Below are 14,189 nucleotides of genomic sequence, written 5' to 3'. Positions count from 1 at the left end.
GCTCCGCCGCCTACGGCGCCTCCGCGGACAAAGCCTCCACCAGCACCGGAGTCACCAGCTCAACCTGCCACGCCCGAGCCCCGAACCCGGCCAGTGCCGTCCCCACCGCCTCGGCGTCAACCGGCACCGGCGGCTCCCAGCAGACCCTCCGCACCGTGTCCGGCGTGATCAGGTTCTCCTGAGGCATGTTCAGTTCCTCGGCCAACGCGGAAACCCCGGCCCGGGCCGCGGACAACCGCGCGGCCGCGGCCGGATCCTTGTCGGCCCAGGCCCGCGGCGGCGGAGGCCCGGTGACGGCCTGACCCGGCTGCGGCAACTGCGCGTCGGCCATCGCCTTCGCACGATCCACCGCCGCCTGCCACTGCTCCAGCTGCCGCCGCCCCATCCGATGCCCGAACCCGTTCAAAGCGGCGAGCGCCTGCACATTGGCCGGAAGAGCCAGCGCGGCCTCCACGATGGCCGCGTCACTCAGCACCTTGCCCGGCGACACATCCCGCCGCTGCGCGATCCGGTCCCGCATCTGCCACAGCTCGCGCACGACGCCCAGCTGCCGACGGCGCCGCACCTTGTGCATCCCGGACGTACGACGCCAGGGATCCTTGCGCGGCTCGGCGGGCGGCGCCGCCGCGATCGCCGCGAACTCCTGGTGGGCCCACTCCAGCTTGCCCTGCCGGTCCAGCTCCTTCTCCAGCGCGTCCCGCAGGTCGACGAGGAGCTCCACATCCAGCGCGGCGTACCGCAGCCACGGTTCGGGCAGCGGGCGGGTGGACCAGTCGACGGCCGAGTGCCCCTTCTCCAGGACGAAGCCGAGAACGCCCTCGACCATCGCGCCGAGCCCGACCCGCGGGAACCCGGCGAGCCGCCCGGCCAGCTCGGTGTCGAACAGCCGCGTGGGCACCATGCCTATTTCCCTGAGGCACGGCAGATCCTGGGTGGCGGCGTGCAGCACCCACTCGACGCCGGACAGCGCCTCGCCGAGGCCGGAGAGGTCGGGGCAGTCCACCGGGTCGATCAGCGCGGTGCCCGCGCCCTCGCGGCGCAACTGGACGAGATAGGCGCGCTGTCCGTAGCGGTAGCCGGAGGCGCGCTCGGCGTCGACGGCGACGGGGCCGGAGCCGGCGGCGAAGGCGGCGATCACCTCGGCGAGCGCGGCGTCGTCGGCGACGACCGGCGGAATACCGTCACGCGGCTCGAGCAAAGGGATCGGTTCAGGGTTCGGCGCCCCCGTAACAGAAGTTCCGCCGTCGTCCGGAGGGGCGCCTCCGGTGGTTCGCAGTGAGCTGTCTGCTGCGGTCTCTTGGGCGTCGGTCACATGTCAAGGGTATCTGTGTATGGACAGCGCCCGTCGACGGAACGTTCCGTCGACGGGCGCTTGAGGGTCGTAAACCAGTCAGGTCGGTGAATGATCCGGTTCACGACGCTTGGGGTTGGTGAGGCGGGACCACCGGCCGGTCCCGTTCATGAGTTCAGGAAGGTGAATACGGCTTCACGAAGGCGAATACGGCGGCTCGGTTCGGGCTCAGTGGATGATTCCGGTGCGCAGGGCCACCGCCACCATGCCGGCGCGGTCGCCCGTGCCGAGCTTGCGGGCGATGCGGGCGAGGTGGCTCTTGACGGTCAGGGCGGACAGGCCCATCGAGACACCGATCGCCTTGTTCGACTGGCCCTCCGCCACCAGTCGCAGCACCTCGACCTCACGGCCGGACAGCTCTCGGTAGCCGCCCGGGTGGCTCGGGGCACCCGGGGGGCGGCGGTGCATACGGGCGGCGGCGGCGCCGATGGGGGCGGCGCCCGGTCGGGTGGGGAGCCCGACGGTCGTACGGGTGCCGGTGACGACGTAGCCCTTGACGCCGCCGGCGAGGGCATTGCGTACGGCGCCGATGTCGTCGGCGGCGGAGAGGGCGAGGCCGTTGGGCCAGCCCGCGGCGCGCGTCTCCGACAGGAGGGTGAGGCCGGAACCGTCGGGCAGATGGACGTCGGCGACACAGATGTCGCGGGGGTTGCCGATGCGGGGACGAGCCTCCGCGATGGACGAGGCCTCGATGACGTCGCGCACACCGAGCGCCCACAAATGGCGGGTGACGGTGGAGCGGACGCGGGGGTCGGCCACGACCACCATGGCGGTCGGCTTGTTCGGGCGGTAGGCGACCAGGCTTGCGGGCTGCTCGAGGAGAACGGACACCAGGCCTCCTGGGGTGCGGGGACGACTTCTAGGTCACAGTCGTCTTCGGCACCAAACCTCTGTTTCTTTAGAGAAAGATCACGATCTAGTGAGTAACAATCAGGGCAATTCGGACAGGCTGTCGATCGCTCGATGAACGAATCGGTTCGTTCGAGGGCTCGTTCATGACTGAAAGTGGCCGTATCGACAAAGCGAGAGGCAGGCGTCGGCCGTTGGGGTGGCCGTCAGCGTGACTGCGGTCCCCGTCGCTGCGGCAGCGTCACCACCGAAGCGTCGCCCGGACCGGCCGGCGGCAGGCCCGCGACCTGGGCGAGCAGATCGCACCAGGACGCCAGGTGAGCCGCCGCGTCCGGGACGCCGCCCAGGCCCTCACGCGGCGTCCAGGAGGCGCGGATCTCGATCTGCGAGGCCGCCGGGCGCTCGGCGAGGCCGCCGAAGTAGTGCGAACTCGCGCGCGTGACGGTGCCGCTCGGCTCGCCGTAGGTCAGTCCGCGCGCCTGCAGCGCACCGGTCAGCCACGACCAGCACACCTCGGGCAGCAGCGGGTCGGCGGCCATCTCCTGTTCCAGCTCCGCGCGCACCAGCGTCACCAGCCGGAAGGTGCCGCGCCAGGCGTCGTGTCCGGCCGGGTCGTGCAGCAGTACCAGGCGGCCGTCGGCCAGATCCTGGTCGCCGTCGACGACCGTGGCCTCCAGTGCGTGGGCGAAGGGGGCCAGGCGCTGGGGCGCGCGCGTCGGCTCGACCTCGACCTGCGGCCGCAGCCGGGCGGTGCGCAGCGCGTCGACGGCGGCGCGGAAGGGTGGCGGAGCGGTGGGTTCATGCGCAGCGCCCTCCTTCGCGTCGTCCATTCCGTCAGCGCCTTCCGAGAGTTGTCCCTGAGCCGCAGCCATGCGGTGCAGATTAAGCGGAACGGGGGCTGGGTGCAGGGTAGACACCCTTGCCGCTGGTGGTTTGGTCGCCTACGGGGAGGGGTGGTTGCTGTTGTGGGGCGGGTGCGGGTTCGTTGTGGCTTGTCGCGCAGTTCCCCGCGCCCCTAGGCCAGCTGCCCCTGAGCTTGGCTTGTCAGTGCGGCGTGCGAGACTTTCCGGCGTGAGCGTCAATGACAGCCCTGCGGGCAAGCAGCCGACGGTGACGTATGACTCCGCCTTCATGAAGGCGTGCAGGCGGGAGAGCGTGCCGCATACGCCGGTGTGGTTCATGCGGCAGGCCGGGCGCTCGCTGCCGGAGTACCGCAAGGTGCGCGAGGGCATTCCGATGCTCGAGTCCTGTATGCGGCCGGAGCTGGTCACCGAGATCACGCTGCAGCCGGTGCGTCGGCACAACGTGGACGCGGCGATCTACTTCAGTGACATCGTCGTCCCGCTCAAGGCGATCGGCCTCGACCTCGACATCAAGCCCGGCGTCGGCCCGGTCGTTGAGCAGCCGATCCGCACTCGCGCCGACCTGGCCCGGCTGCGGGACCTGACCCCGGAGGACGTCAGTTACGTCACCGAGGCCATCGGCCTGCTGACGCGCGAGCTCGGCTCGACTCCCCTCATCGGTTTCGCCGGGGCGCCGTTCACCCTCGCGAGCTACCTCGTCGAGGGCGGCCCGTCCCGGACGTACGAGAACGCCAAGGCGATGATGTACGGCGACCCCGAGCTGTGGGCCGACCTGCTCGACCGCCTCGCGGACATCACGGCCGCCTTCCTGAAGGTGCAGATCGAGGCGGGCGCCTCGGCGGTCCAGCTGTTCGACTCCTGGGTCGGCGCGCTCGCCCCCGCCGACTACCGGCGCTCGGTCATGCCCGCCTCGGCGAAGGTGTTCGAGGCGGTCGCCGGGTACGGCGTGCCGCGCATCCACTTCGGTGTCGGCACCGGCGAGCTGCTGAACCTGATGGGTGAGGCCGGCGCGGACGTCGTGGGCGTCGACTGGCGCGTCCCGCTGGACGAGGCCGCCCGCCGCGTCGGCCCCGGCAAGGCGCTCCAGGGCAACCTCGACCCGACCGTCCTGTTCGCCTCCACCGCAGCCGTCGAGACCAAGACCCGCGAGGTCCTCGACGCGGCGGCCGGCCTGGAGGGGCATGTCTTCAACCTCGGCCACGGCGTCATGCCGAACACCGACCCGGACGCGCTGACCCGCCTCGTGGAGTACGTCCACACCCACACCGCCCGCTGACTCACCACGTGTGCCGGGGCCGGGCCCGCCTGCCGAACAGCAGGCCGCGCGGCTCCGGTGGCGGTGGGGTGCCCTGCTTGAGCGGCCACGCGAGCAGCATGCCGACGAGGAAGCCGACGATGTGCGCCGCGTACGCCACCGTGCCCGCGTCGGAGATGCCCTCGCCGGACGAGTACACGGCCTGGAGCACGAACCAGAAGCCCAGCACCAGCCAGGCGGGCAGCCTGAGCGGCAGGAAGATCAGGAAGGGCACGAGGACCCAGACGCGGGCCTTCGGATACAGCACCAGATAGGCGCCCAGCACCCCGGCGATCGCCCCGGACGCGCCGATCAGCGGTTCGCCGGAGTCGGCGTTGAGGAGCGCGAAGCCGTACGACGCCGCGTAGCCGCAGACGCCGTAGAAGAGCGTGAACCGCACATGCCCCATGCGGTCCTCGACGTTGTTGCCGAAGATCAGCAGGAAGAGCATGTTGCCGAGCAGGTGCAGCCAGCTGCCGTGCAGGAACATCGCCGTGAGGACGCTCAGTTCCGGCGACTTGTCGTAGGACGGCGGGCCGACGACGCAGCCGGGTCCCTGCCGGCCGACGGCGACGTCACCGGTGGGCACCAGCTGGGGCAGCTGGTGGTGGATCAACTCCCTTGGCACCGCCGCGTACTGGTCCAGGAAGGCCTGGAGGTGGCAGAGCTGGGCCAGGCTGCTCTCTCCCGCCACTGAGCCGGCTATGCCCGGCATGGACAGGAAGACGACCACGTTCGTCGCGATCAGGGCGTACGTCACCCAAGGCGTGCGGCGCGTCGGGTTCACGTCATGGACGGGGATGACCACAAGGAAGTAGTGCCCCCGATGAGGGCGGCGAATCGGTGAACGGTGCCGTGGGCGCGTGCGTATGTCTCCTCAACCGACCGCGGAATGGCGCTTCCGCGGGGATGACGTGAGGAACAGGCGATGAACGACCGAGTTACTCCTCCCATTCATGCCTTGCCCGACGGCGAGGCCGAAGTTTCCCTGGTGCTGCATCTGCCCTGGGAGGACATTGCCCGGCTCGGCCAGGAGGCGGGGCGGCTTGCCGCGCAGATGCAGCGGCCGGTGACGTTGGACGAGGCTGTCAGTCATCGGTTGCGGTCCGCGCGGAATGCTGCGCATGCGAGGCCCTCCGGGGAGCAGCCGGCCGCGGTTTCTACGGGGTCGGTTTCGTCGTTGCCGGCGCGGCCTCCGGCGGAGCAGGCGCGTCAGGCTATTGATCGGATCAACGGGACTGGTTGATTTTCGGGGTGCGCCGTAGGGGTGTGGGTTGCTTGCGGGCTGCGGGTTCGTTGTGGCTTGTCGCGCAGTTCCCCGCGCCCCTTTAGGGGCGTTGCTGTACCGCCGTTGTCGCCTTTCTGGCTGCTACCAGTACCGGGTCCCAGACTGGGGAGAACGGGGGCGCGTAGCCGAGGTCCAAGGCCGTCATTTGCTCTACCGTCATGCGTGCTGTGAGGGCTACTGCTGCGATGTCGACCCTCTTGCCTGCGCCCTCTCTGCCTACGATCTGGACGCCCAGGAGGCGGCCGGTGCGGCGTTCGGCGAGCATTTTGACTGTCATGGGGTTGGAGTCGGGGTAGTAGCCGGCGCGGCTGGTGGATTCGATGGTTGCCGAGGTGAATTGGAGGCCTGCTCGGCGGGCGTCCTTTTCGCGGAGGCCGGTGCGGGCGATTTCCAGGTCGCAGACCTTGCTGACGGCTGTGCCGACGACGCCGGGGAAGGTGGCGTAGCCGCCGCCGATGTTGGTGCCGATGATCTGGCCGTGTTTGTTGGCGTGGGTGCCCAGCGCGATGTGGCGTTCCTGGCCGGAGACCAGGTCGAGGACTTCTACGCAGTCGCCGCCGGCCCAGATGTCGGTGTGGCCGCGTACGCGCATCGAGAGGTCGGTCAGCAGGCCTCCGTGGGCGCCGAGGGGGAGGCCTGCCTGGGCGGCGAGGGTGGTCTCCGGGCGGACGCCGATGCCCAGGACGACCACGTCCGCCGGGTATTCGGCGGCGTCCGTGGCCACCGCGCGCACGTGGCCGTCCTCGCCGGTGAGGATCTTGGTGACGGCCGCGTCGTTGACCATGGTGATGCCGAGGCCCTCCATGGCCTCGTGCACCAGGCGTCCCATGTCCGGGTCGAGGGTGGACATGGGCTCGCTGCCGCGGTTGACGACCGCCACCTCGTAGCCGCGGTTGATGAGGGCCTCGGCCATCTCGACGCCGATGTAGCCCGCGCCGACGACCACGGCGCGTCGGCCACGCGTGCGTGCCAGCGTGTCGATGAGGGCCTGGCCGTCGTCGAGGGTCTGGACTCCGTGGACGCCGGGGGCGTCGGCGCCCGGCATGTCGGGGCGGATCGGGCGGGCACCGGTGGCGATCACGAGTTTGTCGTACGACGTCCAGGACTCGGCGCCGGAATCGACGTCACGCGCGCGTACGCGCTGTCGGTCGACGTCGATCTCCGTGACCTCGGTGCGCAGGCGCAGGTCGATGCCGCGGGCGCGGTGCTCCTCGGGGGTGCGGGCGATCAACTGGTCCCGGTCGGGGACGTCGCCGCCGACCCAGTAGGGGATGCCGCACGCCGAGTACGAGGTGAAGTGGCCGCGTTCGAAGGCCACGATCTCCAGCTCGTCCGGGCCTTTGAGGCGGCGGGCCTGCGACGCCGCGGACATTCCCGCGGCGTCGCCGCCGATCACGACCAGTCGTTCCCGTGCACTCCCTGCAGCGCTCATGTTCATGCGAACACGCTACGTGGGCCGGGCATTTCAAGCCCGTACCCTCAGTCCTCGTCCTCTCCGCGGGGGCGCTCCGGTGCCGGGTGCGCCGTCGGGATCGGGCCCAGCGCGCTCATCGCGGGCGCGGGGGCCGGGCGGCGCGGCAGCCGGGGGCGGATCAGGCGCAGCCAGAGCAGGACAAGCAGGGCCGCCGCCGCGGCGAACGGCAGCACCGCCGCGATCACCACGCCGATCCAGCGCAGCACCGACACGAACGCGTCCCAGCCGCCGGTGAGCGCGTCCACGAACCCGGGGTCGTCGTCCTTGGCGGCCTCCTTCTTCACGGGCGTCTCCGAGAGGGAGAGCGTGATGGTGGCCAGAGTCGTGCGGTCCTTCAGGGACGTCTGTTGGGCGAGGAGGGACTCCAGGTCGGCCTGGCGGGTGCTCAACTCGCCCTCCAGGGTGACCACATCGCTGAGCCTGGTCGCCTGGTCCATCAGCTCGCGGATCCGGGCGACGCTGGCGCGCTGCGACTTGATGCGGCTCTCCACGTCGACGACCTGCTCGGTGACGTCCTGCGCCTTCGCCGTGCGGTCGAGGAGCTTGCCCGCGCCCTCCAGATCGGTGAGGACCTCCGCGTATCGGTCGACGGGCACGCGCAGGATCACGCGGGTGCGCTCGTTGCCCTGCTCGTCGCGGGTGGTGGTCTCGTTGCCGACGTAGCCGCCCGCGTTCTCGGCGGTCGTACGGGCCTCGTCCAGGGCCTTCGGGACGTCCTTGACCTGCACGGTCAGCGAGGCCGTGCGGATGATGTGGCTCGCGGACAGTTTGGGCGGGGCATCGGCCTTGGCGCCGCTCGCGTCGCTATCGCTGCCCGTGGCGCCCTCCGCGCGTCCTTCCGGTGCCGCGGCGGCCGCGCCGGCGCCGCTGTCGCTGCTGCCGGCGCTGTCGTCCGCGCCGGTGCAGCCCGTGAGCGTGAGGGCGGCGGCCAGCAGGATGCCGGCCAGCGCCGTGACTGGTCGTACGGAACGTCGTGTGCGCATGTGCGGTTACCCCCCGAGGGTCGGTGACGACTGACATCACTTCGACGCCCGGGCGGGCCGGGACGTTGGCCGGTAACGGTCCCGAAGAGGTCACGGTCGGGACTCGTGCCGGACACCCTGGGGCGCTGCGGTTGTTTGTCTGCGGCGCCGTGGGGGCTGGTCGCGCAGTTCCCCGCGCCCCTAAAAGGGGCGCGGGGAACTGTCAGTGGGGTCTGAGAGGCTGGGGACATGCGCGAAACGGAGAGTCGTACGGGTGCGGGGCAGGTCGTCGTCATCGGGGGCGGCGTCGCCGGGCTGGCCGCCGCCCACCGGCTGGTGCGGCGGGGGGCGCGCGTGACCGTCCTGGAGGCGTCGGACCGGGTCGGCGGCAAGCTGCTGCCCGGCGAGATCGCGGGCGCGCGGGTGGACTTCGGCGCCGAGTCGATGCTCGCGCGCCGCCCCGAGGCGGTGGCCCTCGCCCGCGAGGTGGGGCTCACCGACCGCCTCCAGCCGCCTGCCACCGCGTCCGCCGCGATCTGGACCCGCGGCGCCCTGCGCCCGATGCCCAAGGGCCACGTCATGGGCGTCCCCGGCACGGCCTCCGCCCTGACCGGCGTCCTCTCCGACGAGGGCCTGCGCCGCATCGAGCGCGACGCCGACCTGCCGCGCACCGAGGTGGGGGAGGACGTGGCCGTCGGGGCGTATGTGGCCGAGCGGCTGGGCCGTGAGGTCGTCGACCGCCTGGTGGAGCCCCTGCTGGGCGGTGTCTACGCGGGCGACGCCTACCGCATCTCGATGCGCTCCGCGGTCCCCCAGCTCTTCCAGGCGGCCCGGACGCACCACTCGCTCACGGAGGGCGTCCGCGAGATCCAGGCGAAGGCGGCCGCCGCCCAGCAGACCGGACCCGTCTTCATGGGCATCGAGGGCGGGGTGGGCAGCCTGCCGCTCGCTGTGGCGGAGTCGGTGCGGGAGCGGGGCGGCGAGATCGTCACCGGGGCGGCCGTCACGGAGCTGCGCCGGGAGTCCTCCGGTGGGTGGCGGGTCGTCACCGGCGACCGGGTCCTGCACGCCGACGCGGTGGTCGTCGCCGTACCGGCCCCTGCCGCCGCCGACCTGCTGCGCGCCGAGGCCCCCGCCGCCGCGGCCGAGCTCTCCGCCGTCGAGTATGCCTCCATGGCGCTGGTCACCCTCGCCTACCGCCGCGCCGAGACCGCACTTCCCGAAGGCAGCGGGTTCCTCGTGCCGCCGGTCGACGGGCGCACCATCAAGGCGTCCACCTTCGCCTCGCAGAAGTGGGGCTGGATCGCCGACCGGAACCCGGACCTCGTCGTGCTGCGCACCTCCGTCGGGCGGTACGCGGAGACCGAGATCCTCCAGCGGGCGGACGACGAGCTGGTGGACGTGTCCCGGCACGACCTCAAGGCGGCGACCGGTCTCGACGCGACCCCCGTCGAGACCCGGGTCACCCGCTGGGACGACGGCCTGCCCCAGTACCCCGTCGGCCACCACGCGCGCGTGGCCCGCATCCGCGAGCACGTGGCCAAGCTGCCGGGCCTAGCGGTGTGCGGCGCCCAGTACGACGGCGTCGGCATCCCGGCGTGCATCGCCAGCGCGTACGCGGCGGCGGACCAGATCCACGGTGACCTGCGCGCTGTGCAGGACCTCACCGCCCACCCGGTGCAGAGCCTGCACGGCGGAGCGGGAGAATGAGGGCATGAGTGACGACGCCCCCACCACCGAGTCCGCCAGGGTCCCGAACAAGGGCAAGCTGGCCAAGGACCTCAACGAGGTCATCCGCTACACGCTGTGGTCCGTCTTCAAGCTGAAGGACGTCCTCCCCGAGGACCGCGCGGGCTACGCCGACGAGGTCCAGGAGCTGTTCGACCAGCTCGCCGCGAAGGACGTGACGATCCGCGGCACCTACGACGTGTCCGGGCTGCGCGCCGACGCCGACCTCATGATCTGGTGGCACGCGGAGACCAGCGACCAGCTCCAGGAGGCGTACAACCTCTTCCGCCGCACCAAGCTGGGCCGCGCGCTCGAGCCGGTCTGGTCGAACATGGCGCTGCACCGCCCCGCCGAGTTCAACCGCTCGCACATCCCGGCGTTCCTCGCCGACGAGACGCCGCGCAACTACATCAGCGTCTACCCGTTCGTGCGCTCCTACGACTGGTACCTGCTGCCCGACGAGGACCGCCGCCGCATGCTCGCCGACCACGGCAAGATGGCCCGCGGCTACCCGGACGTGCGCGCCAACACGGTCGCCTCGTTCTCGCTGGGCGACTACGAGTGGATCCTCGCCTTCGAGGCCGACGAGCTGTACCGCATCGTCGACCTCATGCGTCACCTCCGCGCCTCCGAGGCCCGGATGCACGTCCGCGAGGAAGTGCCGTTCTACACGGGCCGCCGCAAGTCGGTGACCGAGCTGGTGGCCGGGCTGGCCTAGGCGGACTTGTTGACGTCCGGTGCGGTTCCGCGCCCCGCAAGGGGCGCGGGGGCTGCATCAATATGCGGCTCCGCCGCGTGGCGCGCCCAGCCCTCGACCGCCGGCAGATGCATGACTGCGTGACCGCGGAGCGCCGGGCTTGGGTTCCGGATGTGCCTTGCAGTCCGCGCGCCACAGCGGCAGGCGGCCCTCCAGCAGATACGCGTCCAGGTGCCCGTTGACGCAGGCGTTCGGCCCGCCCGCGATGCCGTGCGTGCCGGAGTCCCGCTCGGTCACCAGTACCGAGCCCGACAGCCGCCGATGCATTTCGCGGGCGCCGTCGTAGGGCGTGGCCGCGTCCCGCTCGGCGGCCAGGATGAGCGTCGGCGGCAGCGCGCCGGGCGCGGTGCGCATGTCGAGGGGCTGCTGCCGGGGCGCCGGCCAGTAGGCGCACGGCAGGTTGAGCCACACGTTGTCCCAGGTCTCGAAGGGCGCCACGCGCGCGAGCCGGGTGTTGTCCCGGTCCCACACCGCCCAGTCCGTCGGCCAGGGCGCGTCGTTGCACTCGACGGCCGTGTAGACGGCGCCCGAGTTCTCCTCCTCGGCCGCCGCCTCGGTCTGCGGTCCGGCGATGTCGATCAGCGGTTGCGGATCGCCCTTCAGATACGCCGAGAGGGCCTGCGCGCGCCCCGGCCAGTAGTCGTCGTAGTACCCGGCCGTGAGAAACACGTCCTGCAACTGCCCCGGCCCCACCTTGCCGCCCGCCGGCTTGTCGGCCAGCCGTGCCCGCGCCTTCTCGTAGTTGCGCAGCACCTCCTGCGGGGTGTCGCCGAGGCCGTACACGCGATCGTGCTTGGCGATCCACTTCCGCAGGTCCGCCCAGCGCCCCTCGAACGCGGCCGACTGGGCGAGGTTGTTGCCGTACCAGATCTGCTCCGGGTCCGGGTTCACCGGACCGTCGAACACCATCCGCCGCACGTGCGTGGGGAACAGCGTCGCGTACAGCGCACCGAAGTAGGTCCCGTACGAGGCGCCCATGAACGTCAGTTTCTCCTCGCCCAGCGCGGCCCGCAGGACGTCCAGGTCGCGGGCGTTGTTGAGGGAGTGGTAGTGCTTCAGGGCGCTGCCCGACCGCTTGGCGCAGCCGCGCGCATACGCCTTGGCCTGCGCGATGCGCTCCTTCTTGTAGGCCTCAGAGGGGTACGTCGGCGACTGCGAGGGCGCCTTGAAGAACTGCTTCGGGTCCTGGCAGGACAGCGGCGCGGAGCGGCCGACGCCGCGCGGGGCGTAGCCGACGAGGTCGTACGCCCCGGCGATGCGCTTCCACTCGGGGAGCAGGCCGACCAGCGGGAAGTACATGCCAGAGGCGCCCGGCCCGCCCGGGTTGTAGACCAGGGCGCCCTGCCGGGGCACCTCGTGCTTGCTGTTGTGCGGGTCCTTGCGGGTCGCCCGCACGCGGCTGACGGTGAGTTTGATCTGCTTGCCGTTCGGCTGGGCGTAGTCGAGGGGGACGGTCACCGTGCCGCACTGCATGCGGCCCGGCATGTCCTGTCCCAGGGCGCACTTGCCGAAGTCGATCCCGGCCGCCTCGGCGCGCGCGGCGGCGATCGCGGTGCCGTGCAGTTCGGGGATGCCTGTCGCGGCCTCGGTGCCGCCGGCCGACGGGGCGGTGACACCGGCAAGGGCTGTCAGGAGCAAGGACCCGGCGGCCGAGTACAGGGCGGGGGCTCTCATCAGGTATCCCTTCGGTGCACGTCAGCAACAGAAGGGATGTTTCGGTCGGCCGTCGGCGAAGGCAAGCACCGCCCGCCGGTGTCGGCGCCATTGCGCCCTATGCGCCCCCTGACGTGTCAGTGACGCCAGTACGGGTCGTGGCGCCCGAAGGCCGCGCGCAGGTCCGGTTCGCCGATCGCGCGTACCCCGCGGACGGCGACGGACGTGAGGGACGTACGGTCGTCGGCCGAGCCGGCGTGCAGGGCCAGGACGCCCAGCAGGCGCTGCCCGGCCGGGGAGGCCCAGTGCGAGTACGGGTGCACCTCGATCCGCGCGCTCGCCAGGCAGCTCAGGGTGAGGGTGAGGGGGAGCGCGAACCAGAGGGCGACCAGATTGGGCGGCAGCTCCGACGGGGCGGGCGTCAACAGCGCGGCGGCGCCCAGCGCGAGAACGGCCACCGCGGCGAGCCGCACCTGGCGGACCGCGGCCCCGACGGACGTACGGGAGCCGAGGGGTACGGCGAGGCCCGCGGTGACCAGCCGGTCGGCGAGGCTGCCGACCGCGTCGGCGGCGGCTGCGGCGTCCCGCACCGGGGCGATCGGCGACTGCCCCTCCGGTCCGATGGCCCCGATCACCGAGCGCTCCATCTCGTCCCGCCCGCGCGGGTCGACGACCGTCGCCCAGCCCGTGTGCGCGAGGAGCAGCCGGTGCTGGCGGGCCATCGACACCAGCGTGAGATCGGCGACCCGGCGGGGGCCGCCGGACAGGAACGCCGCTTCGTACAGCGTCAGGTCGTGTCTGCGGCCCGCGGCGGCCGTACGTACGGCGGCCAGGCACAACCGTGTGCACGATGTGCCGGCGGCGGCCCAGGCGAGCAGCAGGAGCAGCACCCAGAACATGGGCCTATTGTGCGGCCGAACCGCCGCCGCCATCGCGGACTTGGTTGCTATTGCCGGGAATATTCGGTGGTGGGCTGGTGGTCGGTGGCGGGAGCGGGTACGTCGGTGACGGTGGCGGGGTCAGCGGGACGACCGGGCCCGGGGCGGTGGTGGGGCCGGGCGGGGTCGGGGCGGGGGTGAGTGGGGGAGCGTTGCCGGCGGCCATGTCGTGGGCCAGGGCGTCGAAGTCGACGTAGCCCGTGGCTTCCAGGACCTTGATGTGGTCCAGCACGGTGGTGTTCGCGTCGTCGGCGAGTGCGCGGACCAGGGAGTTGCGGGTGCTTGCGCGGACCTGGGCGACTACGGAGAAGACCTTGCCGTGCGCCAGGCGCAGGATGTTCGCGAACTCGCGGTCGTACGTCACTCCCTGCGCCGCGTTGAGGGTGGCGAGCCATTCCTTCTGCTGGTCGGTGGGCTCGTTGGGCAGGGCGAGGCCGAGCCGGGAGGCGGCGTCGCGGGTCCGTTCGTCCAGGAAGACGTGGCCCTCGATCAGGTGCCGGCCCGCTGTGCGTACGGCCGGGGTGGTGCCCTTCTGCTGTGCCAGCCGGCCCGCCGGTAGCTCCCACAGGCCCGCGAGCCGGACCTTCGTGACGAAGTCGCGGTCCAGTCCCGACAGCGGTCCGAACCTCGTCGACACCGTCTCGGCGTTGAGTACGTCGACGCCGGTTCCTGATCGGTCCGTGTACGACCAGATCGGGAAGATCAGCGCGGCGAGGGTCGCTGCCAGGCCGGTGATGATCAGGCCGGTGCCGGTGAAGATGCCTCGGCCGTTGATCGGGGGGTGGGGTCGGGGTCGGGGTCGCATGGTGCCTCCTGCTTGCGGCACCGCACGTTAGTGCGCGGTTGGTGCGGCGTTGGCATATTACTTCGCGGTCTACGCCAACTTCGGTATGGGGAGGCAGGGTTGGGGTGGGGTTATGGGGGCCGTATGGGGGATTTGGGTGGTGGGCATATGGGGGTAAAGGGGGCAAGGGTGGAGTTCTGGGGGTGAGGTGGGGGTGGCGTGTTATGTCCCGCACATTTGTGGCGTGC

13 protein-coding genes are annotated in these 14,189 nt (G+C 71.5%); 4 read left to right on the top strand and 9 right to left on the bottom strand.

The genetic code is table 11. The annotated features are described in order from the left end of the window. Positions 1–10: 10 nt before the first annotated feature. From KCH48_RS35010 to KCH48_RS35000, 3 genes are all read right to left on the bottom strand, one after another. On the bottom strand, positions 11–1,312 hold the full coding sequence (locus KCH48_RS35010; protein ID WP_210580881.1) for a ribonuclease D: 1,302 nt from the start codon (positions 1,310–1,312) through the stop codon (positions 11–13). Between the two features lie 207 nt (positions 1,313–1,519). Continuing rightward, positions 1,520–2,182, bottom strand: a complete 663-nt coding sequence (locus tag KCH48_RS35005) for a response regulator transcription factor (RefSeq protein ID WP_155059374.1) — start codon at positions 2,180–2,182, stop codon at positions 1,520–1,522. Positions 2,183–2,406: 224 nt separating this feature from the next. Then, positions 2,407–3,030 carry a DUF3000 domain-containing protein gene (locus KCH48_RS35000; RefSeq protein ID WP_246886340.1) on the bottom strand — a complete coding sequence of 208 codons (624 nt, stop codon included), beginning with the start codon at positions 3,028–3,030 and terminating at the stop codon, positions 2,407–2,409. 241 nt (positions 3,031–3,271) lie between these two features. Here KCH48_RS35000 and hemE point away from each other — a divergent pair, with 241 nt between their 5' ends. Then, a complete protein-coding gene (gene hemE, locus KCH48_RS34995) occupies positions 3,272–4,339 on the top strand; it encodes a uroporphyrinogen decarboxylase (protein WP_210580877.1) in 1,068 nt (355 codons plus the stop codon). 1 nt (position 4,340) lies between these two features. Here the strand turns inward: hemE and KCH48_RS34990 are convergent, their stop codons facing one another. Beyond that, positions 4,341–5,165 (bottom strand): rhomboid family intramembrane serine protease, encoded by an 825-nt coding sequence (locus tag KCH48_RS34990; RefSeq protein ID WP_210580875.1) that lies wholly within the window; start codon positions 5,163–5,165, stop codon positions 4,341–4,343. A gap of 120 nt (positions 5,166–5,285) precedes the next feature. Here KCH48_RS34990 and KCH48_RS34985 point away from each other — a divergent pair, with 120 nt between their 5' ends. Next, a complete protein-coding gene (locus KCH48_RS34985) occupies positions 5,286–5,603 on the top strand; it encodes a hypothetical protein (protein WP_210580873.1) in 318 nt (105 codons plus the stop codon). Between the two features lie 82 nt (positions 5,604–5,685). On the opposite strand, the gene KCH48_RS34980 is transcribed toward KCH48_RS34985, so the two are convergent. Both KCH48_RS34980 and KCH48_RS34975 read right to left on the bottom strand, forming a co-directional pair. Beyond that, complete coding sequence (locus tag KCH48_RS34980; protein ID WP_210580871.1) at positions 5,686–7,083, bottom strand: FAD-dependent oxidoreductase; 1,398 nt, start codon at positions 7,081–7,083, stop codon at positions 5,686–5,688. 41 nt (positions 7,084–7,124) lie between these two features. Then, positions 7,125–8,102: a DUF4349 domain-containing protein gene (locus KCH48_RS34975; RefSeq protein WP_210580869.1), complete on the bottom strand. Its 978-nt coding sequence runs from the start codon at positions 8,100–8,102 to the stop codon at positions 7,125–7,127. 228 nt (positions 8,103–8,330) lie between these two features. On the opposite strand from KCH48_RS34975, the gene hemG reads away from it, so the two are divergent. Together hemG and hemQ are read left to right on the top strand one after the other, a co-directional pair. Then, positions 8,331–9,791 (top strand): protoporphyrinogen oxidase, encoded by a 1,461-nt coding sequence (gene hemG, locus KCH48_RS34970; protein ID WP_210580867.1) that lies wholly within the window; start codon positions 8,331–8,333, stop codon positions 9,789–9,791. A 4-nt stretch (positions 9,792–9,795) separates the two neighbouring features. Then, positions 9,796–10,527, top strand: a complete 732-nt coding sequence (gene hemQ / locus KCH48_RS34965; RefSeq protein ID WP_210580865.1) for a hydrogen peroxide-dependent heme synthase — start codon at positions 9,796–9,798, stop codon at positions 10,525–10,527. Positions 10,528–10,584: 57 nt separating this feature from the next. Here hemQ and KCH48_RS34960 read toward each other — a convergent pair whose 3' ends face one another. From KCH48_RS34960 to KCH48_RS34950, 3 genes are all read right to left on the bottom strand, one after another. After that, complete coding sequence (locus KCH48_RS34960; RefSeq protein ID WP_210580863.1) at positions 10,585–12,240, bottom strand: alpha/beta hydrolase; 1,656 nt, start codon at positions 12,238–12,240, stop codon at positions 10,585–10,587. A gap of 116 nt (positions 12,241–12,356) precedes the next feature. Beyond that, entirely contained in the window at positions 12,357–13,118 is a 762-nt protein-coding gene (locus KCH48_RS34955; protein WP_210580861.1) for a TIGR04222 domain-containing membrane protein, read from the bottom strand. 4 nt (positions 13,119–13,122) lie between these two features. Next, positions 13,123–13,962, bottom strand: a complete 840-nt coding sequence (locus KCH48_RS34950; RefSeq protein WP_210580859.1) for a DUF4142 domain-containing protein — start codon at positions 13,960–13,962, stop codon at positions 13,123–13,125. Positions 13,963–14,189 lie beyond the last annotated feature (227 nt).

This window comes from Streptomyces sp. GESEQ-4, from assembly GCF_017948455.1.
In the GTDB taxonomy this organism is placed as follows: Bacteria; Actinomycetota; Actinomycetes; order Streptomycetales; family Streptomycetaceae; genus Streptomyces.
Note: the sequence above shows the minus strand (reverse complement) of the source record. Positions and strands in the feature narration are given on the sequence as shown.

Excerpts from the sequence above, each read along its gene's own strand:
- KCH48_RS34985 (WP_210580873.1), top strand. The coding sequence starts at position 5,286 with ATGAACGACCGAGTTACTCCTCCCATTCATGCCTTGCCCGACGGCGAG.
- KCH48_RS34950 (WP_210580859.1), bottom strand. The coding sequence starts at position 13,962 with ATGCGACCCCGACCCCGACCCCACCCCCCGATCAACGGCCGAGGCATC.
- hemG (WP_210580867.1), top strand. The coding sequence starts at position 8,331 with ATGCGCGAAACGGAGAGTCGTACGGGTGCGGGGCAGGTCGTCGTCATC.
- hemQ (WP_210580865.1), top strand. The coding sequence starts at position 9,796 with ATGAGTGACGACGCCCCCACCACCGAGTCCGCCAGGGTCCCGAACAAG.
- KCH48_RS34980 (WP_210580871.1), bottom strand. The coding sequence starts at position 7,083 with ATGAACATGAGCGCTGCAGGGAGTGCACGGGAACGACTGGTCGTGATC.
- KCH48_RS34975 (WP_210580869.1), bottom strand. The coding sequence starts at position 8,102 with ATGCGCACACGACGTTCCGTACGACCAGTCACGGCGCTGGCCGGCATC.
- KCH48_RS34960 (WP_210580863.1), bottom strand. The coding sequence starts at position 12,240 with ATGAGAGCCCCCGCCCTGTACTCGGCCGCCGGGTCCTTGCTCCTGACA.
- KCH48_RS34955 (WP_210580861.1), bottom strand. The coding sequence starts at position 13,118 with ATGTTCTGGGTGCTGCTCCTGCTGCTCGCCTGGGCCGCCGCCGGCACA.
- KCH48_RS35000 (WP_246886340.1), bottom strand. The coding sequence starts at position 3,030 with ATGGACGACGCGAAGGAGGGCGCTGCGCATGAACCCACCGCTCCGCCA.